20 protein-coding genes and 1 pseudogene are annotated in these 21901 nt (G+C 57.8%); 11 read left to right on the forward strand and 10 right to left on the reverse strand.

All coding sequences use genetic code 11. The annotated features are described in order from the left end of the window. The first annotated feature begins 181 nt into the window (after positions 1-181). Positions 182-1735 carry a methyl-accepting chemotaxis protein gene (locus tag SBC1_RS24080; RefSeq protein ID WP_165094836.1) on the forward strand — a complete coding sequence of 518 codons (1554 nt, stop codon included), beginning with the start codon at positions 182-184 and terminating at the stop codon, positions 1733-1735. 50 nt (positions 1736-1785) lie between these two features. Here SBC1_RS24080 and SBC1_RS40420 read toward each other — a convergent pair whose 3' ends face one another. After that, positions 1786-1914 carry a hypothetical protein gene (locus SBC1_RS40420; RefSeq protein ID WP_255541625.1) on the reverse strand — a complete coding sequence of 43 codons (129 nt, stop codon included), beginning with the start codon at positions 1912-1914 and terminating at the stop codon, positions 1786-1788. On the opposite strand from SBC1_RS40420, the pseudogene SBC1_RS24085 reads away from it, so the two are divergent. The 8 genes and pseudogenes from SBC1_RS24085 to SBC1_RS24120 all read left to right on the forward strand — a co-directional run. Further along, positions 1912-2619, forward strand: a pseudogene (locus SBC1_RS24085) (SIS domain-containing protein); the annotation flags it as partial. The gene SBC1_RS40420 and the pseudogene SBC1_RS24085 overlap by 3 nt on opposite strands. A 1073-nt stretch (positions 2620-3692) precedes the next feature. Beyond that, positions 3693-4259, forward strand: a complete 567-nt coding sequence (gene phaP, locus SBC1_RS24090) for a TIGR01841 family phasin (protein WP_165094832.1) — start codon at positions 3693-3695, stop codon at positions 4257-4259. Between the two features lie 64 nt (positions 4260-4323). Beyond that, positions 4324-4482, forward strand: coding sequence for a hypothetical protein (locus SBC1_RS24095; protein WP_165094812.1), 159 nt, complete (start codon positions 4324-4326; stop codon positions 4480-4482). A gap of 449 nt (positions 4483-4931) precedes the next feature. Beyond that, positions 4932-5198: a hypothetical protein gene (locus tag SBC1_RS24100; protein ID WP_165094809.1), complete on the forward strand. Its 267-nt coding sequence runs from the start codon at positions 4932-4934 to the stop codon at positions 5196-5198. 84 nt (positions 5199-5282) lie between these two features. Beyond that, a complete protein-coding gene (locus SBC1_RS24105; RefSeq protein WP_165094803.1) occupies positions 5283-5492 on the forward strand; it encodes a DUF2934 domain-containing protein in 210 nt (69 codons plus the stop codon). 232 nt (positions 5493-5724) lie between these two features. After that, on the forward strand, positions 5725-6231 hold the full coding sequence (locus SBC1_RS24110; RefSeq protein ID WP_165094800.1) for a co-chaperone YbbN: 507 nt from the start codon (positions 5725-5727) through the stop codon (positions 6229-6231). 374 nt (positions 6232-6605) lie between these two features. Further along, on the forward strand, positions 6606-7832 hold the full coding sequence (gene phaZ, locus SBC1_RS24115; protein WP_241202209.1) for a polyhydroxyalkanoate depolymerase: 1227 nt from the start codon (positions 6606-6608) through the stop codon (positions 7830-7832). 343 nt (positions 7833-8175) lie between these two features. Further along, a complete protein-coding gene (locus SBC1_RS24120; RefSeq protein WP_165094792.1) occupies positions 8176-8454 on the forward strand; it encodes a DUF4148 domain-containing protein in 279 nt (92 codons plus the stop codon). A 437-nt stretch (positions 8455-8891) separates the two neighbouring features. Here SBC1_RS24120 and SBC1_RS24125 read toward each other — a convergent pair whose 3' ends face one another. The 8 genes from SBC1_RS24125 to SBC1_RS24160 all read right to left on the reverse strand — a co-directional run bounded on the left by SBC1_RS24125 (position 8892) and on the right by SBC1_RS24160 (position 18777). Beyond that, positions 8892-9884: a sugar-binding protein gene (locus tag SBC1_RS24125; protein ID WP_165094789.1), complete on the reverse strand. Its 993-nt coding sequence runs from the start codon at positions 9882-9884 to the stop codon at positions 8892-8894. Between the two features lie 253 nt (positions 9885-10137). After that, a complete protein-coding gene (locus SBC1_RS24130) occupies positions 10138-11133 on the reverse strand; it encodes an ABC transporter permease (protein WP_165101249.1) in 996 nt (331 codons plus the stop codon). Between the two features lie 157 nt (positions 11134-11290). Continuing rightward, complete coding sequence (locus SBC1_RS24135; RefSeq protein WP_165101245.1) at positions 11291-12031, reverse strand: ATP-binding cassette domain-containing protein; 741 nt, start codon at positions 12029-12031, stop codon at positions 11291-11293. Positions 12032-12243: 212 nt separating this feature from the next. Further along, positions 12244-15327 carry a transglycosylase domain-containing protein gene (locus SBC1_RS24140; RefSeq protein ID WP_165094784.1) on the reverse strand — a complete coding sequence of 1028 codons (3084 nt, stop codon included), beginning with the start codon at positions 15325-15327 and terminating at the stop codon, positions 12244-12246. 436 nt (positions 15328-15763) lie between these two features. Then, the gene (locus SBC1_RS24145) at positions 15764-16492 is read right to left on the reverse strand and encodes an amino acid ABC transporter ATP-binding protein (RefSeq protein ID WP_165094781.1); all 729 of its coding nucleotides are present in this window, start codon (positions 16490-16492) and stop codon (positions 15764-15766) included. Next, entirely contained in the window at positions 16467-17204 is a 738-nt protein-coding gene (locus tag SBC1_RS24150; protein ID WP_165094776.1) for an amino acid ABC transporter permease, read from the reverse strand. Before SBC1_RS24150 ends, SBC1_RS24145 begins: the two co-directional genes overlap by 26 nt. Positions 17205-17207: 3 nt before the next feature. Further along, the gene (locus SBC1_RS24155) at positions 17208-17906 is read right to left on the reverse strand and encodes an amino acid ABC transporter permease (protein WP_165094771.1); all 699 of its coding nucleotides are present in this window, start codon (positions 17904-17906) and stop codon (positions 17208-17210) included. A 43-nt stretch (positions 17907-17949) separates the two neighbouring features. Next, the gene (locus SBC1_RS24160) at positions 17950-18777 is read right to left on the reverse strand and encodes an ABC transporter substrate-binding protein (protein WP_165094768.1); all 828 of its coding nucleotides are present in this window, start codon (positions 18775-18777) and stop codon (positions 17950-17952) included. 281 nt (positions 18778-19058) lie between these two features. Here SBC1_RS24160 and SBC1_RS24165 point away from each other — a divergent pair, with 281 nt between their 5' ends. Beyond that, a complete protein-coding gene (locus SBC1_RS24165) occupies positions 19059-20357 on the forward strand; it encodes an aminotransferase class V-fold PLP-dependent enzyme (protein ID WP_165101242.1) in 1299 nt (432 codons plus the stop codon). Between the two features lie 117 nt (positions 20358-20474). Beyond that, positions 20475-21404 carry a LysR family transcriptional regulator gene (locus SBC1_RS24170; RefSeq protein ID WP_165989033.1) on the forward strand — a complete coding sequence of 310 codons (930 nt, stop codon included), beginning with the start codon at positions 20475-20477 and terminating at the stop codon, positions 21402-21404. A 75-nt stretch (positions 21405-21479) separates the two neighbouring features. Here SBC1_RS24170 and SBC1_RS24175 read toward each other — a convergent pair whose 3' ends face one another. After that, positions 21480-21677, reverse strand: a complete 198-nt coding sequence (locus SBC1_RS24175) for a DUF3562 domain-containing protein (RefSeq protein ID WP_165094760.1) — start codon at positions 21675-21677, stop codon at positions 21480-21482. Positions 21678-21901: the final 224 nt, after the last annotated feature.

Consider the following 21901-nt stretch of genomic DNA (forward strand, 5'->3'; position numbering starts at 1 on the left):
GTGGTAGACCGCTAACGCAATGTGAGTTGCTTGCCGCGGCGCTCTGCGATATTCCCCCCTCGCGTTGACACCCTTCGGTGTTTTCCTTACTTCAGAATTCCCTCAGACGGCCGATATGCACACAACGGCGAGCGAACGCTATGCGCCGGGTTATGAACTATGCCTTGCATCGGAGAGTAGATTGGACCGTCTCAGTTTGAACACCAAATTATGGCTGGCGCTGCTCATTACCTGGCTTGGCCTCCTGTTCCTCGGCGGATGGGCTGCGTGGCAGTCGCGCGAAACCATGACCGCGGATCGCAAGATCGGCGTTGAAAACGTGGTCGAGTCGGCTTACGGCGTTGTTGCAGATTACGCCGCTCAGGTGGACAGCCATCAACTGACGCTGGAGCAGGCCCAGCAGCAGGCCAAGGCGAAGCTTGCCGCCATGCGCTATCCGGGCAACGGTTACATGATCATTACGACCGCGCACCCGGTGGTCATCATGCATCCGGTGCTTGCCGATCTACGCATGAAGGACGTGAGCGACTACAAGGATACGGACGGCAAGCTTTTGTTTGTCGAGATGGTCAAGGTAGCCCAGGCCAATGGACAGGGTTTCGTGCCGTACATGGCACGCATGCCGGGCAAATCAGAACACGTCCCCAAGATCAGCTTCGTCAAGCGGTTTGCGCCGTGGGACTGGTACCTGATCTCGGGCGTGTACGTGAACGATATCAACGACGCGTTCAAGGTCAGCCTGTTGCAATACCTGATCGTGATCCTGTTGATTGGCGGCATGAGTTCCGCGGCGCTGGTGTTGATCATCCGTAATGTGAAGCACAGTCTGGGCGGCGAACCTGAGTATGCCGCCACTGTCGCCGAGGGCATCGCGAACGGTGACCTGTCGCATGAAGTCGTGCTGAGCGCAGCGGATACGGGCAGCATGTTGTCCGCGATGCAACGCATGCAGCAACGCCTCGCCGATACCGTCAGGAGCATTCGCGGCGGTACTGAAACCATTACCGTCGCCGCCCAGCAGATCGCGGCGGGCAATCACGATCTCTCTGCACGTACCGAGCAGCAGGCGTCGTCGATCAGCGAAACCGCGGCGAGCATGGAACAGCTCACCGCGACCGTGAAACAGAACGCTGAGAACGCGCATCAGGCGAACAAGATGGCGGCGAACGCATCGCTGATCGCAAGCGAAGGCGGGACGGCGGTGCAGCAGGTTGTCGTGACGATGCAAAGCATTGCAGCCAGCTCCACGCGCGTGGTCGACATCATCTCCGTGATCGAAGGTATCGCTTTCCAGACGAATATTCTCGCGCTCAACGCGGCGGTTGAGGCAGCGCGTGCAGGCGAGGAAGGGCGTGGTTTTGCTGTAGTGGCGGGCGAAGTGCGTAATCTGGCACGCCGCAGCGCGGACGCGGCCAAGGAGATCAAGAGCCTGATCGAAGAGTCCACCGGCAAGGTCGATGACGGCAAGGCGCTGGTGGAACGTGCCGGTACGACCATGCACTCGCTGGTTCAGGCTGTGCAGCGTGTCACGGATATCATCGGCGAGATTTCAGTGGCGTCTGAAGAGCAGAGCCGCGGCATTGAGCAAGTGAATATTGCCATTGCTCAAATGGACGAAACGACTCAGCAAAATGCAGCGATGGTCGAACAAGCGACGGCTGCCGCTCAGTCGATGCAAGAGCAGGCCCAGATGCTTCGCGACACCGTCAACGTGTTCCGGTTGGCGAGCGTGTGAAAGCCTGCGCACGCTTTGCAAGCGGATCTCTTTGACGCAGGCATCGATTGTCAGACGTTCGCCTGCTCGACGGCGAGTGACGTGTCGCTCGTCTCCTCCGGCTTCACGGTGCTGGACGGCATGCGGCCGAGAAAGCCAAAGATGGCCAACGCCGCCGCTACCGTGATGGCAATGAGCACGTGCCGACGAGCGCAATAGCTCGTGAATGTGCGCTGACCTTCTTTACGCGGGCGGGGATAGAGATTGGCGTGGCATCGACAAAGGCCTTTACTACGCAACTTGTCGCGTTGTTCTTGCTTGCGTTGACGCTGGCTCAAGCCCGCCAGCGGTTATCCGAACACGATGAGCAAACCCATCTTCGCGCGCTTCGCCATCTTCCGGACGCGATGACCAAAGTGCTTGCGCTGGAGCCGCAGATTATTGATTGGGCGGAGCAGCTTACGCGCAGGCAGAATATTTTGTTTCTTGGGCGCGGTATGCATTATCCGGTCGCGCTGGAAGGTGCTCTCAAGATGAAGGAGATCTCGTATATCCATGCCGAAGCGTACCCCGCCGGTGAATTGAAACATGGTCCCCTTGCGCTGGTCAGCGACGAGATGCCGGTTGTTGCGGTCGCGCCTAATGACCGGTTGCTGGAAAAGCTCAAGTCGAATATGCATGAGGTGAGTGCGCGCAGCGGCAAGCTATTTGTATTCGCCGATGCCGACTGCGGCATTTCGCCAAGCCCGGGGATTGAGGTGATATGTCTTACGGAGTACTACGGTATTTTATCGCCTATCCTGCATACCATCCCCATGCAACTGCTTGCGTTTCACGCGGCGCTCGCGCGGGGGACGGATATTGATAAGACGCGGAATCCGGCTAAGTCGGTGACGGTGGAGTGAGGGGGCAACGACTTCACATGAATCGTTGCTAACATGAATTAGTCTCGCTTACGCTGACCCGGAAGTTTTTTGCCGGGGTGTCGATACCCGTAGAGCGAAGCCTTGCGGGACTTCCGCGTAAGCGGAAATGACCGGCACAGGGCGCCGCGCCGTTTGCCGAGCCGATTGTTTGCAACCTCCGTCGAAGCCGCGTTGGCGCGGATCAAGGCGCATGGAGCTAAAGCCCGCCTTCTTCAATCTCCCATGCCCTGAGTTCGCATAACCACAGTGGCGTTTATCTTCGTTCCAAATTGCTGGAGCGCACAAATCGGTCTACCCGCGCGTTCTTAAATGTTATGAGCATTGCCGTACTTTGAGCGGGCGGTTGCGGTTGACACAATGCCATGTTCCATAACCGCAGCGCCTGTATCGCGACACTTGGCTTTCATCTCTGCTGCAATTTATCGCTTGTCGATCCTTCTGAATCGGCGCGGAAGTTCGTCCCTAGGGTCGTCCGTAACCCCGTCGTTTCGAACACCTCGTCATCACGATTTCCCAATCATCCACGAATCTGTTTATTTACAATAGATAAACACCGAACGGGATCGTGCGCGTTTTTCTGATGCTCATAGTTGAGAAAACAGACAATTTCCGACCCGGAGGGCTCAGGTGTACTGGAAATAGAGCACTCAAACCGCCTCATATGACGTAAGGAAATGCGGTGTAGGCGAAGCTGAGGGAGCCATCGGACAGTTGCGTCTGATCGCAGACGCCCGTTCGCAAAAACTCCCACCAATCAAATGGCATTGTCCGGTCGCCCGATAACTGAGGGTGTCATCTATTTGTCGTAGTTTCATGTTCAGCAGCGGCTGACTTTTACGACGCGGTGTCATTTTAGTTAGGCGTTTATAGACGTGTATGAGCCGACAGTAGAGGTAATTAATATTATTAGTATTACATATTGACGGACCAAATCATCAGTTTCATGGGCGCCGTTTTCAATCCCAGTCAGTCGTCTTGGACACGTTGGTCCGTCACACCGACGCTTGCGTCCGATCCCCGGACACTCAATGTGTCAAATCCTGGAGAATGTAATGAGTTTGTTTTCACCCGAGCAAATCGCAGCCACACAAAAAAACAATCTTGATATTTCGCTGGGACTGCTCAACACGGCGTTCGAAGGATTTCGAAAGCTCGTCGAGTTGAACCTGCAAGCGTTCAAATCAACGCTTGTCGAAAGCCAGGACGCCGTTCGCGAGGCGCTGTCATTTAAAGACCCGCAAGAATTGGCTGCGTTGCATGTCCGGCTATTGCAGCCGGCCACAGACAAGATCCAGTCATACAACCGTCAGGTGTTCGCCATTGTGGCCGCGACCCAGACCGAAGTCGCAAAGGTCGCCGAGATGCAATATGAAACACATAACCGCGAGGTGCAAACGCTGGTCGAGAGCCTCGGGCGGAGCGCGCCGGTTGGATCCGAAGCTGCGGTCGTCGCGTTGAGGTCGATCACGACTGCCGCCAATACGTTGTACGAAACACTTCAACGTACCACCCAGCAGGCGGTTGACGTTGCTGAAAGCAATTTTCATGCAGTAACGGGCACTGCGTCGAAAGCGGCCCAGCGCGGTATCGAGCAAACGTCGCGGGTGGCACAGAAATAGATAAGCGATGGGCAGAATCGACAGTAAGCTTTAATGGCAGTCGAAGCGCCAGAAGGAGTTCGCTATGAGTGAAGCGTGGATGGGTATGGTCATCGGTCTGTTCGTGCTCGCGAGCGCGGCGATGTTGGTCATTGCCCACTATCGCCGGGAGCGTCTGCGTGAGCGGCTGCTTCGTCGAATGGATCATCGTCAATGTTGGGAGGTCATGCGCCGCAGGCACTGAGCGGGACAGGTGTTGTTCTTCACGGGTTTGCTTCGCGCGCGGGCGCTGTCCCAACCACCAACCGTTGAGTCGGTATTAACGTAATGACAAGTCGATATGAGAGCCCGGATTACGACGCACCGCCGAGCATAACCGTGCGGGCTGCAACGGGCCAACTGAGGGTCGTTTCCGTCTGGCAGGCGTTCGGGCAGAGCGCGGCGCAGGCGCAAGGGACAATAGTGCACTGCAAAAAGAATAAGGACCTGGAAGAAATGACGGTCACATTTGCTTCCATCTCGCTTGCTGAACTGACGGAGATCATTGATCGTCTGAACGCTCTGCCATGGGTTAGTGCTGCGTCGCTCCGTGTCGCGGCGGGCGCTTCCTCCCTGGAGCCAGGCCGATCGTGAATTGCGCCGTAGTCGCATAGCGTGGCGGGGGAAGAACAAGAACCTGGCGAGGAGAAATTCATGAGCGTCGGCGATCGTCGGCAACAAGATCTTTCTCACATTGAGAGAATGATTGGCGAACTTGAACGCCAAACACCGTGCGAGGGAGGAGTCACGGAACGAAGCCCCGTCACTCGACCTGAATACTGGCAGGATCGTATCCGCGGCTTGGTGACCTCGTCGGATACAACGGCTTCAACGATCAAGCACGCGGCTGTTTTATTGGAAAGGCTGACGCGCTTGTCCGAGAAATTGGCGCAACGCGATGGACCCGATCAAGGCAAGTAGGATCGGTCCAGAAAGGGCTGTCGTTATCAGAGCACACTTACGTCTCGACTTGCTTTGCAAGCAGACTGATCCTGGTCAAGAGATATGAGCAGATCCATTCATCAAACAACGAAATTTCACTTGGAAGCGCTTACCCTGGCGCAGCGCATTAGGACGCGCGCCGCTGAACTTTGGAAGCAAGATGGCTGTCTTGAGGGCTGCGCTGATGAATACTGGAGACAAGCGCGACAACTCGTTGAACTCGAGGTGGACATGGAGGCCGCGGTAACCGGTAATGGGCGCGCGGCAGAATAAAAACGAACGCGACACTGCGTCCAGTCAGAGGAATTGCGAATAGGGTGGCACGGTCAAGCCCGAATTCCGAAGCCGCTTAGCATGAGTCAACTACAGCGCAGATCGATGTGGCGCAAAAGATATAGGCGCACTATATTTTTATAGTGGCAATCGAAATGGGAAAATTTCGATTCGGGTGCGACCGCAAGGGTAAGCCCGGGCGTAAGCCAAGGCAGTTGACTCAGGAGCGGCTATGACCAGCCAAAGCTTCACGGCAAGTCGAACGGCGTCCGAACGGGCGGTCAGCAGCGCCCTGGTGTGCGGGACAGGTGCGGAGCTGTTGATCAGCCGAGCACCGGTGACACTTCGGCAAGTTGACTTCGACCAATTTGTCGCCGGCAACGGGCTGCCGGTCGTCGTCATTTTCTGGGCGCGATGGTGCAGCCTGTCCAAGGCAATGACGTCGCACTTTAACGCTGGCGCGCGCAGGTTCGCTGGGCAGGCGTTGTTCGCAAAGGTGGAAGCGGACGAGGAACCACATCTCGCGGAGCGCTTCCAAATTCGCAGCGTCCCGGCCATCATCCTCTTTGGCAATGGCCAGGAAGCAGATCGTCACAGTGGTGCCATGAGTGCTGATCAACTCGATCTGTGGCTGCGCCCTCATCTCGAGATGATGAAGGCGCAAGGACTATCGCCCGAAGATGCCACATTACGATTCGCAGAATATCAGGACGCGCGGGAACACAATATTCCGCGGTAAACGAGCGCCGGGCCTCTGGCAAACCAGGGCCTCGGGACTCTTCACTTGGCGCGCTCACCGCCGCGTCAGGCGGTTCGTTCGCAGCGGAAGCACCCATGCCCATCCTGCCCGTGCACGGCACGCCTACGGCAACGCCATAAACTTCAAACACCCGCACGACTCCTATCCGCGCGTTGCAGGTGAGCTAGCGGGCCAATGCGTTGCGACCCCGCATTGTGTCCATCAAGCAGACAGTTATTCAGTCGGATTCAGTCGGTTACTCATTTGGACCGTCTTTCAGGTTCGCCTGAATTTTTCGCCCTTCTCATCGGAGGTGGCGAATGGCACGAATGGCACGAATGTCACAAACAGCAGCGAGGACATGGTTGTACCCGATGATCGAATACCAGCGCTCGCTGCTCGCACCGTTTTCCATGTGGGCCGCCGGCGCTGCGAACTCATTCGTCAACCCTTGGGGACCGCTGGCCTACGTTTCGGGTGCCCGCTGCTTTGCGGCAGGCTACGAACTGCTCTATAGGCTCAGCAAGACGTACGAGAAGCCCGGGTTCGGCATCAGGGAGATCGAAGCGGAAGGCCGAAAAATTCCAGTGGCCGAACAGCTCGTCCTTGCAAAATCATTCTGCGACCTGCTGCGATTTTCGCCGCAACCGGAGCCTGTTGCCATTTCCTCTCGGCGCACGACGACACCCCCCGTGGTGCTGGTCTGCGCCCCGCTGGCCGGTCACCATGCAGTGCTGCTCCGAGAGATGGTAGAGACCCTGCTGCTGAACCATGAGGTGTACATCACGGACTGGCGTGACGCGCGCAACGTACCGGTGGCTGACGGGCCGTTTCACCTGGACGACTACGTGTCCTATATTCAGACGTTTATCCGCCATATTGGCGCGGAGAACCTGCATGTGCTTGCGGTTTGCCAAGCTACCGTGCCGACGCTTGCCGCCATTTCACTATTGGCCAGCGAGCGGGAGCCGACGCCCAGAAGCCTGGTTCTGATCGGGGGCCCGCTTGATGCGCGTAGCGGTGCGAATGCCGTCAACCGGTTTGCCGCAAGCCAGCCTCTTCAATGGTTTCGGGAGACCCTGATCCACTCGGTGCCGGATCATTACCCCGGCGCGGGTCGCGAGGTGTATCCAGGCTTTCTGCAGCGGGCTGGTCTGGTCGCGATGCATCCGGGGCGGCTCGCGAGTTCGCACTGGGACTACTGCCTTGATATGGTCCAGGGCGATTTCAAGCGCGCCGAGGCGCATCAGCGGTCTTGCGAGGAATATGGTGCAGTGCTCGATATGGCGGCCGAGTACTACCTGGAAACCGTCCAGACCGTGTTTCAGGAATTCCGTCTGGCCCGTGGCAACTGGTGCGTGCGCGGCCTGCCAGTACGTCCGCAGGACATCCGCACTACCGCATTGCTTACAATCGAAGGCGAGTTGGACGACGTTTCCGGCCGCGGCCAAACCCACGCCGCGCAGGACCTGTGCGCAGGTATTGCGGTGCGCGACAAGCACAGCTTCACAATGCGCCAGTGCGATCATTACGATCTCTTTTCCGGGCCGCGCTGGCAAGCCGACGTCTATCCCCTCGTCCGCGATCTGATTGGCGAATAGGGTGAGTTCCAGGGGCCATCCGTGAGCACGAGCCGTCGCGCTATGTTGCGTGGCAATCTCGAGCGCGCACTTCGGAGCAGGGGGCGGCGAGCACGCCATGCCCCATATTCCTGACCGCGGGGTGGACTGCGTGTCATCGGGAGGCGGAAGCCCGAATACCTAGCCAGAGGCGGGGCGCTGGCAGTTTTGTCATGCCAGTGCTTACCGCGCAATAGTGGGCGAAGAGTTCAACGTTTACGGGTTCATCGATGCACCATCGCTCCCGGAACAACTAAAATGTACGTGTGGTCGCAGCATGGAGTGTTTGAAACGAGGACAGAAGCAGTCCTTGGAGGTATTCATCATGAAATCATTCTTCTACGCGGCAATTGCCGCTTCAACACTGACCATTCCGGTCGTGTCGTTCGCCCAGCAATCGAATGCGCCTGTCACGCGGGCGCAGGTGCGAACTGAGCTCATTCAGGTTGAGCAGGCCGGCTACAATCCGGGCCGCCGTGACCCCAATTACCCAGACGACATTCAGGCTGCACAGGCACGGGTGGCCGCAGCTCAAGCCCAAACCAACAGCTATGGTCCGGCGGTGGGCGGGTCGTCGCAGTCTGGTCAGCCGCCCGGTCAGTGATGACATACTGCCGATCTTCTTCGGCCAGTAAGTGATCGGGCCTGTGATCGCTTCAGTCACTGAGCATCGCGCTCGGAGCGCGCGGTGTTTTGGCGTGCTTTGACATTCAAAATGAACTCGCTCTCGCGGCAACCCGCGAGCGGCGAGTTCGTTCTCCAAACTCAACGAGCCACCGCAATGGGCTTCCGCCATGCATGCAGCGTGCATAACTATCGGTCATGTCGCCGGGTGGCAACTCCCCCTTTTAAGACTTGGAAAGTGTGACGTACATCCTGATACTGGCGCATCTGACAGATTAAGTTAGTGATCCTGATGTACTGCGTGTTCGGCTGCAGGCCGGTGAACAAGTCAACAACACCCTGAAAATCGCATAGACTAGGGCTGCCTCGGCTCGTGCATCGGCCCGCATCCGTCTTTGCAACGGATCCCGCTCGCCTTTAATGCTTGAGGCAGGTGTCGGCGTTCTTCCAGGTGCAGGTGTCGAGGCCGGTGTGGATGACCGGATTCACCGTCTTTCCTTCTGCGAGGTCACGCATGACCATCGCTGCCCGATAGCCCATTTCCTCCGGCCTCTGGCCGACGAGGACATTGACCTTGTGGTCCTTGAGGGCTTGCAGCTCAGGTCCGAGCGTATCGGCCGAGACGATGACGAACTTTCCGCTCTGGATCTTATCCATGATCGGCGCGACGACCTGAGAATAGGCCTGCGGAGCAAAGAGCGGCCAGCCGCCTTCGAGCACGAAGGCATCGAGACCGGTGGCGTTGGCGGTCAGCGTGTCCTGCATCATCTGGTTCGCCTTGGCGGCGTCGTCGTTCACGTAGAGCGGGCAGGCGCTGATCTCCTGCCAACCGTTTTCACCGGCGAGCTTCGCGATTCCCTTCTTGCCAGAGAGTACGTCGCGCGTACCCTGGGCGCGCTGGTTGATGTTCTCGGCTGCGGGGTTCCCCATGACGAGGCAGATATTGCCGCCCTTCGGCATCAGCAACTTCAACTGCTCGCCGAGCTTGACGCCCAGTTCGTAATTGTCGGTGCCGACGTAGCTCTTGCGCAGCGAAGCATCTTTAGGCAACAAATCGGCATCCGCGGTGATCACCGGAATTTTCACATTGCGGCGGCGCAACTCTTCGGCCACGGCCGGGGCGTTGGCGGGCGAGATCGCCATTGCCGCTACGCCCTTGGTCAGCAGGTCGTCGATGATCTGCACTTCAGCGCTTTCGTCCGCAGCCGTCGCGGGGCCGGTGTAGTAGCAGGTATAGCCTTGTTTATTGAGCTCCTTGTTCGCCCGCTCGCATCCCTGATGCATGAGGTCGAAGTAGGGGTTGTCGAGTCCCTTCACCACCAGCGCCAGGGTCTTATCGGCTGCGAAGGTGGGAGAGGCCAGCATGGCAAGCCCACCAATCGCAGCAAGACACATCCACATTTTCTTCATTGTTGCCTCCGTGTCGACCGGTTTAGCGCCTACTCCGGTCCCATACAAAGTTATCGGCGCCGGCTCTACGGTGCCTATGTCTGCTCGCACAATGGCCGTAATAATCGCAAGGAAAGCCGCTGTTCGAGATTTAACCTCCCGCCGAACCTTGCGTTTCTTTTGAACACTTGCGTCCGGCAGTTCCGCATCTCGTCCGGCCGCACCCCAGACACCGGCCGTATCGTGTATTGCGGCCGGTGCGCCCGAAGACATTTCAATCTCCTTGCCGCTCGCCGCCGAGCCGGTTGAAGAGCACGGCGATGATGATGAACGTACCCACGACCGTACCCTGCCAGAAAGAGTCGACGCCGAGCAGGATCAGGCTGTTGCGGATGACCTCGATAAGTGCGGCGCCGACGACGGTCCCGAAGGCGCTACCAATGCCGCCAATGAGATTGGTGCCGCCGATCACGGTCGCGGCGATCACGCGCAATTCGTCGCCCGTGCCAAGGCCCGTTGTCACCGCGCCGAGCCAGCCGACTTCGAGGATCGCCGCGACGCCCGCCATGAGGCCGGCGAGCACATAGACGGAGCAGATGATGCGACGCACCGGAACGCCGGCCAGATTCGCCGCGTGGCGATTGCCGCCGACCGCGAAGACGTAGCGGCCCCAGCGCGTCCAGGTAAAGGCGAACCAGAAAAGCACGGCGAGGACAATCAGGAACCACACCGGATTGGCGACGCCGAAGGTCTTGCCGCCGCCGAGCGCAAGGAGCTTGGCTCCGTCGGGACCGAAATCAAAAATTGTCCGGCTGCCGGAGAACACCAGCGCGAGGCTACGGCCGACGCTCAGCATGCCGAGCGTAACGACGAAAGGCTGCATGTCGAGATAGGCGATCAGCAGGCCGTTCACGAGGCCCACGAGCCCTGCGGTCAAGAGCCCCATGCCGATGCCGGCCCAGATCGGATACCCGGCATTCATGACCACCGAGAGGACGATACCGCTGATGCCGATAGTCGAGCCCACCGAAATATCGATACCGCCCGTGACGATCACGGCCATCATGCCGAGCGCGACGATTGCGACGAAAGCGAAGTTGCGCGTGACGTTGAAAAGGTTCTGCTGCGTCGCAAAGGTCGAGGTCACGAACGAGAGCAGGATGCAGGCCACAATAGTAGCGAGCACCACCCAGAACACTTGGCTCGCGAGAAGTCCCGTCCAGCGAGTATGGGTCTTCGCGGCTTGCGAGTCGTCAAGCAAGGTCGGCATTGAGGTGGGCCTTTCCGGCGCATCGTTCAATTTCGGGTCTCCTGTGTCGGTCGCACTTGACGCTTCAGCGTCTAGTGCGACCCCACGCTTTCTGTGTCGGTCGCACTTGACGCTTCAGCGTCTAGTGCGACCCAATGCATAGCTGTGCGAAGCAGGTTCAGGCAGCGGTGATGGCTCCGGTGATTAGTCCGGTTACTTCTTCCGCGGAGGATGCTTCGATCTTCTTGTCCGCGACCTTGCGCCCACGCCGCATGACGACCACGCGGTGGGCGACGTCGAAAACGTCAGGCATGCGGTGGCTGATGAGAATGACGGCAATTCCATGTTCGGACAGGCGTTTGATGAGGTCGAGCACCTCCGCCACTTGCCGGACGCTGATCGATGCCGTCGGCTCGTCCATGATGACGAGCCGGGCCTCGGAGAGACGTGTGCGAGCGATCGCCACAGCCTGTCGTTGACCTCCCGACATCTGCCGAACGAGGTCCCGCGGACGCGTTTCGGATTTCAATTCTTTGAAGAGCTCGCCGGCGCGCCGATACATGGTCGCGTGATCGAGAACGCGGATGGGCCAGAATCCGAGCCGTGGCTCACGGCCAAGGAAAACGTTGGCGGCCGCCGTGAGGTTGTTGCAGAGCGCAAGATCCTGATACACGACTTCGATTCCCTGAGCGCGGGCGTCGACCGGCTTGCCGAAATGCACCGGCTTACCGGAGATGAAGATTTCGCCGTGCGACGGGGGGAAGTTACCGGCGATGACCTTCGCCAGCGTCGACTTCCCGGCCCCGTTGTCTCCCATGAGTCCGACCACCTGGCCGGGCTCAAGACTGAACGTCACGTCGGTCAGGGCATGAATGGCGCCGAAATGCTTGGAAATGCCTCTGAGCTCTAAAAGACTCATGGACTGTCGCGCTCGCTCCAGTGGAGCCACCCATTGCTTCGGCCGGGCGACCAATAGACATACTAGTTAATTTTTTATAGCACAACGGTGCCTTTTAGCAAGGCTCCTTCGGTTGCCCGGTTTATTCTCCAGCCCAAGCGTTTTGAAAGCGGGCGTTCGCCCACTCGGGATCATTACGCGTGAAAGAATCGCGGTCCGCGCGCGTTGCCACATCACTGAGCGGCGACCGGTTGCACGGATGAGTCGGATGGGTCGGACGCGGCATGAGAATCCCGGCCAATCAGCGGTTCAAGCGCCGGCGCCAGCGATTTCAACAACTGCACCGACAGCGCGCTCGTAAAGTCGTAGCGTGCCGCATACGGTTCATGCACGTACGCGGTGAGTGCGCCGAAGAACCGATCCCCGATCGCGAAGACGAACGTCGCGCTCCGGTTGACCTTGCGCGACTCGATCAGCCGCCGCCCGCGTGCGAATACGTCAAAGCGCTGATCGCCCGTACCCGTCTTGCCATAGACGTCCAGCGAGCGGCCATTCGCGAGCGGCATGCCATCCTCAAGCCGCTTCGCGGTGCCGCCTTGCACGACGTCGCGCAACAAGCCGTGAACCACGTCAACAATCTCGGGCGAGAGCACCGGAGGCGGGGACGTAGACACGCGGGCGAAATGCGTCTCATAGGGCGTGTCTTGCGCGAAGTCGATTGACGCAAAGTCCTGCGCCGGCAGCATCGTGCCGCCGCTGGCGACAATGCCGATCAGTTGTGCAAGCGCGGCGGGCCTGTCACCCGAAGCTCCAATTGCTGCCGCATACGAAGGCGTGATCGTCGCGAATGGATAGCCGAGCCTGCGCCACGATTTGCCGATTTCCGCATACGCCTGCAACTCGACCATGCGCTTGATGCGTCGATCTTGCGTGGCGTGGTAGCGCGTTTTGAAGAGCCATGAATATGAAGCGAAACGTGCGTCGCGGCTTGCGGCCTGCAGGTCGCTTTCCGTCGCGTCCGGATGATCCCGCAGGTAGTTGAGCGTCCACAGTTCGAGCGGATGCACGCTCGCGATATAACCTCGATCGTTCAAGCTGAATTTGTCGATACCGTACTTCGTATAGAGCTTCGCGATATCCTCGGGCGCCAGCGCTGCCGCCGGCGTGCCCTTGAGCGCGATGCGCGTCTGTGTATCGAACCATGCCTCGGAGCCATCAGGCGCCACGCTGCGCAGTACCGTAGCTATCTTGGGCGGTGACTTGCGCACGTCGTGCAGCAGCGTTACGAGTGCCGCATCGGGTGCCTTGTCGTGATATTTCGTATAGAAGCGATGCATATACACGCGGCTCTCCTGATCGACGAAACGCGTGAGATAGGCATGGCGCGATACGGGATCGTCCAGCCAGTTCGACGACGGTCCCGCTACCCGGATCATTTCGTAGTGCACGATATCTCGCATAAGCCGCACGAATACGAGATTCACCGAATGCTGGAACGCACGATGCACGGTGAGGATGCGGGCGTTATCGCTTGATTCGAAATTGTTGAACGTCTGCGCGCCGCCGCCGGTGTAGAACGTCTCACCGGCACTCGCGGAATACTTTCGCTCGACGGCGGCATTGAGCATTGCGCCTAGCGAACGGTCGGACGTGTGCCCAAGATAGTCTATTGCCCAGCGGCTCAGCAGATCTTGCCGATCGGGCTTGATCTCCCTGAGTTGGGCCGCACTCATCGATGCGTAACGCGCATGCAACTCAGAGACGATCTGCAAATACGTGATGATCGTGCGCAGCTTGGCGGTGGAGCCGAGGTTCAAACGCGCGCCCTGATTGATGTCAAATGGCTGGTCGACGCTGTCAGTCTGCACCCGCACCAGATTTGCGCCATCGCTCCGCTCGATGAGCGTGAAGCTGAAAGCGATTTTCGACGGATCGTCCTTTGGACGCAGCATCTCGAAGCCGTATAGACCGGCCGCTTTCGCGCCCTCGGGCGTGGCGGCAAGTGCAAGCTGTTTGCTCACAGCCTGTTGCTCCGGGTTATCGAGCGTCGCGTGTACGGAGAGGTCGAGCCGGTCGAGGTCGTAGAAGCTCGGCACGCCAAGCGCGTTGATCAGATGCGTGCGCAGTGCCGTGAGCGCCTTGCGGCTAACAAACGATGTGTCGGGACGTATCGGTTTCGCGTACTGGAGTTGGAGGCGGGCCGTCAGCGCAGCGTCGCGAAGCATCGACGGGATAATTCCGCGAGTCGCCAGAAGCCGCACATAGCTGTCCGTCAGTTGCGCGAGCGCGGCGTTGTTGCGACGCAGAAAGTAGGAGGGCGCGCGCTGCGCAATGACCAGCGACAGCGCTTGCTTGAATGCGAGCGCCTGCACCTCGAGCGTCTCGGGAGCAAGGGGGGCCGTCAGCAGACGGTTGACCTCGTCGAAGTCGCGCCCGTACCAGTCGGCCAGGCCATCCCCTATACCTGCGATTTCGCCCACACCGGGCTGCGCGGCAAGCGGCACTGTGTTCAGGTAGCTCACAACGATCTGCTGGCGCGCCAGCAGCGTTTGCGGCCCGCCGAGATACGCGCGTACGGACGCGGACGCGATCTGGCGCAATTTCTCGGGCGGTGTCGCCGTGCGGCCACCGGGCGAATGGCGGAATTTTTCGAGCTGCGTGGCGAGCGTGCTGCCGCCCGGTGTCAATTGATGCCGATCGACAATCCGCAAGCCTTGGTCGAGTACTGCGCGGCCGAAGCGGCCCCAATCGATCGCCGGATTGCGGTTCGGCTGATCCACGTCGAGCAGGTTGCGGTCTTCTATGAACAGCAGCGCATTCACGAGCAACGGAGGAACCGCGTCGAAGTTGCCGTAGATACGCGCCGGATAGCGCGCGTCGTAGAGCGTCGAACCGGTGGCATCGAATAGCTGAAGACCCGCCTGGTCTTTTTCGACATAGGGTAAATACAGGCCGTCATCTGCTATGGACGCCATCATTGCAGAGTCGCGCGCCTGCGAGGTGATGCTAAAGCCGCGCGCGAGCAGACGTTTTTCGAAGTCATTCAGCGCTTCATAACCTAGACGCACGTCGTACGGTCCACTCGCGGGAAACCGGATAGTGTCGCTGGCACCTGCACCAACGTGAAAGCCAATGTCGCGGCCCAAGTCAGACAGATAGCGCGCCTGAAGCCGGGATGTTTCGATTTCGGTCTGGACGAGTCGCGCAGCAATCACGACCGTTACTAGAAAAGCGGCAAGTAACCCCCACTTGAGCCATCGTATGAGCGATACGGTGGCTGTTGCGCGAAACGGAAAACGAACCGGCGGCCGATTCATGGCGGTATTTTACGGGCGGCAGGATCCACGCAAGTTCTTAATGCGAGCATATTGGACAGTGGTTGCGAACGCCACGAGAACGGTTGTGGCTGGCCACTGCTCGCCCCGTGGCCGAGGGAAAATGCCACTCCGCATCGCAAAGATCGCATCGCGGGGCGGTTCATGACAATGTTTCCCAGAGCATCGCAACATGCATCTGAATATAGTCTAGTGCGTAGTGGGCGGACAGCAAGTCATCCCGGTTTGACTGAGGCGCGGCGCATGCGGCCACATCGATCGGATCGGCGACGCAGCAATGGGAAGCAGCGCCGCATCGTGAAAAGCGGGTCATTTGAACGCCCGCTATCTACCCGGCCGATACCCGCAGCCTGGTGAAAAAAACGTGCCATACCTTGAATGGCCCCTGGTCTTAACAACACCGCTCGGCTAGGCCGCGCTAATGCGCTCTCAAATCGGATAAGAACGCCTTGGACCGCGCGTGCTGCGGCGCTGTAAAGAATTCTTCCGGAGAGTTTTCTTCGAGAATAACGCCCCTGTCCATGAACCAGACCCGGTCGCTTACTTCGCGTGCGAATCCCATTTCATGCGTCACGCAGACCATGGTCATGCCATCACGGGCAAGCGACTTCATGACGCTTAAGACTTCGCCCACCATCTCAGGGTCCAACGCGCTCGTCGGCTCGTCAAATAGCATGACTGGCGGGTTCATGGCGAGCGCTCGTGCAATGGCGACCCGTTGCTGCTGTCCGCCCGACAACTGCTGCGGATATGCGTCAGCCTTGTGAGCAAGTCCAACGCGGTCGAGCAAAGCCACGGCGCGCTCCCGAGCTTCACGTTTGCTTCGCCCTGATACGCGGACTGGCGCCAGGCAGACGTTCTCGGTCACTGACAGGTGAGGAAAGAGATTGAACGACTGAAAGACGAAACCGATCCCGCTGCGAAAGTCATTGATACGCAGACCGGGTGCGTGGATATCCTGACCATTCACATGGATAACACCGGACTTGATCTCCTCGAGGCGATTCACGGTCCGGATCAGCGTGGATTTCCCCGAGCCAGATGGGCCGCAAATGACAACGACCTCGCCTTTCTTTACCTCCGCCGTTACGTCCGTGAGCGCCTGATACTCCCCGTACCACTTATTGACCATCGAGAACTGAATCATTTGCAATGCTCCTTAGCTGCGTGATCCTGGGGGTTCGCTTACGCGTGACGGTGCGCTCCAGATGTTGAGCGCATTGTGTGAGCACGAAGCACACGACAAAGTAAGTGATTGCCAAAATGAGAAAAACGGGGAAGGGGCGCGTCAGCAAATTGTTGTTGATCTGGTTTGCCGAAAACGTCAGTTCCTGCACGCTGATAACATACCCAATAGATGTCTCTTTGATGATTGAGACAAACTGGCTGATGATGCTGGGCACCATGTTGTAGAGCGCTTGCGGCATGATCACCCACAGCATTGTCTTCCAATATCCCAGCCCCAACGCGCGCGAGGCCTCGACCTGTCCCTTCGGGAGGGCCTGGATTCCTGCGCGCACCACTTCCGAGAGATAAGCCGACTCATAGACAATGAGAGTACAGATCAGCGTTGTGAATGCGGTCACGCTATGACCCACCAGGATGGGTACAAGGAAGTATCCCCAGAAAACGAACATCACCAGGGGCACGCCGCGCACGATGTAGACCAGTACGGTCGAACCTACGTAGAGGAATCTGATGGGCGAGGTCCTGCATAGCGCGATTCCAATGCTGATGGGGAACGATAGAACCAGACCCATCACGGAAAGGATAAGTGTCAGCGCAAGGCCCCCAAGCGGCCCCCTGGGATATTGTCCGACCAGCAAAAGCAACCAGTTGTCTTGAATGATATCGAGCATGGGTTACCTCGCCTGGTTCTGAATACGCTTTTCAACCAGGGCGCCCAGTCCCATCAACCCCAGGGACACGGCGAGATAGAAGAATGTCGCAACAGCGTAGGCTTCGAACGTCCTGAACGTTTCGTTCTCTATCTCCCGAACGACGTACGTCATTTCCGCGGCACCAATGGTCATCGCAAGGCTCGTGTTCTTGAACAGCAGGACCGTGTGGTTGATAAATGTCGGCAGCGCATTTCTAATGGCTTGTGGAAGCGTCACATAACGCATGGTGCCGAAAAAGCTAAGGCCCAGGGACCGCGCCGCTTCCTGTTGGCCGTGGTGCACCGACCTCAGACCGCTGCGGAGATCTTCCGAGAAGTACGCCGACATGCACAGGCCAACTGCAATCGACGCAAATATCAACTCGCCGTCGTGTGCATTGACCCAGGACTGCGCGGCGTCCGGAAGAAGTGTTGGGACTCCAAAATACCAAAGCAGAATCTGCACGAGCATGGGAACGTTTTGGTGGTAGGCAACGAATGCAGCAACAGCTTTCGTCGCCAAGGGAATGCCCGATGCTCGCAGAACTGCGAGCACCACGCCCAGTCCTACCGCCAGAGTCCAGCTCGTTGCCGTCAGCTCAAAGGTCTTGATCGCGCCGGACACAAGCAGATGCGCAAAGGGGCCGGCAAAGATCGCGCTGAAATCAAGGCGTCCAAACATGCTTCACTCCTTCTGTCAGATCGCGCCGACTATCCATATTCAATTAGCCGGGAATGGGTGCAGTGGTGAAATCGCGCTTCATCTTGAAAGGCGAACCAGTGCCGAGCCATTTATCGAAAATTTGCTGCGACTCGCCAGACGCCTGCATCTTTACCAATGCGCTGTTGACTGCCTCGGCTAACTTGGGTTCGTCCTTCCGCATTCCGAGCCCCCAGTATTCGCGACCAACCGGCGGGTTCAAGATAGTGATCGTGTTGGCGTTGGCGCCAAGCTTGTCGATGAACCGGTGCATGAGGCTCTCTGACAACACGTATCCATCGACCTTCTTTTGGGCCAGGGCCATGAATGCGGATGGCGCGTCGTCATAGCTGACAATTTGTGCGGTAGGCAATGCGTGTTGCACCATCGGTATGTTGCTCGAGCCCTTGATCGTGCTGATGCGTTTGCCTGCCAGGTCGTTGAGCGTTTTGTTCGCGCTTCCTGTGGACGCAGCGATCACCTGGTTGCTGACGAAGTACGTGTCAGAGAAGGTAATTTGTTGCGCCCGCTGCGCGTTGTATCCCAGAACCGCAGCAAGAATATCGACGCGTCCTTGCGTCAGCTCGGGAATGCGTGCGTCCAGTGACAGTACTTTCAGTTCGGGTTTAACGCCTAACTCCTTCGCCACTCCCTTGCAGAAGTCGACGTCATAGCCGACTATTTCGCGGGTATCAGGGTCTTGGAAGCCAAAGGGTGCGCCGTTGCTGAGAACCCCGCATACAAGCGTGCCATGTGCCTTGATGTCGGCAAGCTGGTCGGCGTTCGCAACACTCGCACCGGTCACCAGGGCGACGACCGCGGCTACCGCGATGCAGGTTTTGTATTGGTTCACTAGAGTTCTCCAAAAGGACGAGATTTAAGTCAGCGCATAGCTTCCAGGGTTATTGCCTAGTGCCGTGCGACGTTGTTGGAAACCATTCTTTCACGCAGAAAATCTGTTAAAAAGTGATATTTTTCGATAGTGTTGTATCGCTTTTATTCATCGAGCGATCGGAAATAAAGCGATGAAAAAACATCAAAAAAAATCGCTTTTCGTCTAGTTTTGCGAGACTTATCGTGGACCCGAAATGTCGCGAGAGTGTCTTGCGAATGACGACGAGAAAGGGATACATGATGGAAAGCGCCGACGGGCAACTTTTCAGCGACGCGCTGATGCGCGCTGTCAGGGAGAGGTTTCACTATGTTGATTCGGATTTCACGGGACGCAAACGACTCTACTTTGACAACGCGGGGGGCTCCTACCGACTGAAGAGGGCAGTCGAACGATACTCTGAAGTCGACTTGATTCCAGATAACCCGGAGCGCATACATGAAGTTGCCCGCGCGTTGCAGGCCATACAAAGGAAGGGGGCGGAAGATGCCCGCCTGATCCTGAACGCGACGGATGGAACTATCTATGCATCCTTGACCGCTTCGGGAGCCATGTTCCAGATGGTCCAGGCCATTGCGGGAGCCGTGCCCGGGACCAACATGGTGACTACCGTGTTGGAGCATCCATCCTCGTACGACGCCATGGCTTTATACGCGCGAGGACTGGGAAAGGAGCTTCGTGTCGCGAAGAGCAATCGGGTCACAGGGGGCATTGACGTTGAGGAGGTGCTTAGTCTGATTGATGCCGAGACTTGCCTGCTTAGCCTGATTTATGCCTCGAACATCACGGGCGCAAAGATCGACCTTGAGCGGGTTGTGCGGGAAGCAAGAGCGATCAAACCGGATTTGTACATTGTTGTTGATGCCGTGCAGCACGCTCCGCACGGCTTGATCGATTTGGAAAAAACGCCCGTTGACGGTATCAATTTCGCCCCCTATAAATTTTTTGGATGCAGAGGGTCCGGCATTTCTTGGCTCTCTGCGCGCGCGGCGAGGTTGCCCCATCAGAAGCTTGCCGCAAAACCAGAAGATTACTGGGACCTGGGCAGTTCGGCGCCGGCGCAGTTCGCTGTCGTAACCGAGATTGTTGACTACGTGTGTTGGCTCGGCGGTCAGTGCGTGGATTCGACTGATCGCAGGACCCACTATGCGGCGGGCATGAAGGCTATCGGCTTACACGAGCGGGCCCTGCTTTCAAGAATGCTCAATGGAGCCGGAGAAGTGCGAGGGCTTCGCGGCCTGCCGGGCGTCCAGGTATTGCTGGACCACAGTGACCTGACTCGCCGGGACCTGATTCTCGCTATTGCATTCGAAGATCTTTCCGAGATCGAGGCCGTCAGGGAATACGAGCGCCGGGGCGTCATTGTCTACGAGCGGGTTTCAACAAGCCTTTATTCGAAGCGAATGCTCGAATCGTTTGGATTGACCGGGGCGGTCCGCATTTCGCCCTTGCACTGCAATTCGCCCGAAGACATTGATGAATTTCTTCAGGTGACCGCTGATATTGCTGAAAAAGCGGCTGTCAATCGCGTCAGCGTGTAACTTCCCGGTCCGTTTGCAGATTCGTTCCAGCCGACAAATTTTGAAGGATGGAGCGAGTCCGAAAAGAGATGTTATTGTCGCTGATAACATCTCTTCTGCATCTTCACTCGGACCGACATGCTCACTTTCAAACAGATGGAAGCGTTGTACTGGATTGTCCAGTTGGGGTCCTTCGAGGCCGCTGCCGGGAAATTGAACACGAGCCAGTCGGCGATATCGAAACGGATACATGAACTTGAATCCACATTCGACTTTCTTGTATTTGACCGGACGTCGCGTGCTGCCCGGCTTACTGAAAAGGGAAGTGAGCTGTTCGAGTATGCGAAGGAGCTGCTGGAGCGGCGGGACGAAATTGTTGAGCGGGTAAGCGCGAAGGAAGTGCTCGTCCGGCGCGTGCGAATCGGCGTCACCGAGTTGACGGCGCTTACGTGGTTGCCGCGCCTTATATCCGTTATTAAGGAAACCTATCCAAAGGTAATTGTTGAGGCCGAGGTTGAGTTGAGTGCCACGCTGAGGGACCGGCTCGCTACCGATACCGTAGACCTGATCGTTGTCCCGCAGGCTGCAGCAAGCGAGCGCTTTACCAGCATTCCGGTGGGTACCGTTGAAAATGCATGGATGTGTTCCCCCTCGCTTCATTCCGGCAAAGCGACAATACCCATTGCGGACATTGCCCAGCTTCCCTTGCTTCTTCAGGGTAATCTCTCAGGGACCGGCTTGACTTACTCCCAGTTTTTGTCCGAGAACGGAGTGAGCACGGCGAAAATCCTGGTCGCCAACAACCTGGTCGCTCAAATAGGGCTGACGGTCTCAGGAATGGGCGTGAGCTATCTGCCGAAGACATGTCTTAACTACATGGTCACGGCAGGTATCCTGAAGATTATCAAAACGAAACCCGCTCTTCCGCCGGTCCACTATGTGGCGCTCCACAGAACAGAGCACGCCTATTCGCTCAGTAATCAGGTTGCACAACTGGCGCAGAAGTGCTGCGACTTCAATGCAAACCTGCTGGATCCGCGAGCGTTTTCTCCTGCAAACCAAGCCTAGGCGCGATCCTGGATGTTTTATTTCTCAGCGGCAGTACGCCTGCATTAGTATCCCGGTCCGCCACCCCGTCTCGGTCTAATGAGGCTGTTTCTGACTAGCCTTGATTGTCGCGCGAACACGCTTGGCGACGAACAGGGGCACAAAGTCATGAATTCTCGCGTCCTCCGCGAACTCGGCCCACGTGTCAGCGTAGAGCTTGGAAACCGCTTCAGAAGAAGTATTCGTCTCGGTCGCGATTGTCTGTACAACCTCGCTGGCATCAGTCGGTGTCATAGCGCTCTCGCCTCCTCGAACGATGGAACAGCACAGAGTAGATGCTTGCCAATAAGGCAAATCCAATGAAACGTGACTATGGACGGACGATTGCGAAAGGAGACGTCACTCAACCGGTGAAATCAGCCAATGGTGCTTGGTCATCACTGTGAGAGTTCGCAACTTATCAAAGTCATACAGGCCATCTGTCGTGGGCTGGGGGAATGACCGTCAACCCAGTGGGA

Origin of the sequence: Caballeronia sp. SBC1 (assembly GCF_011493005.1) — a bacterium.
In the GTDB taxonomy this organism is placed as follows: Bacteria; Pseudomonadota; Gammaproteobacteria; order Burkholderiales; family Burkholderiaceae; genus Caballeronia.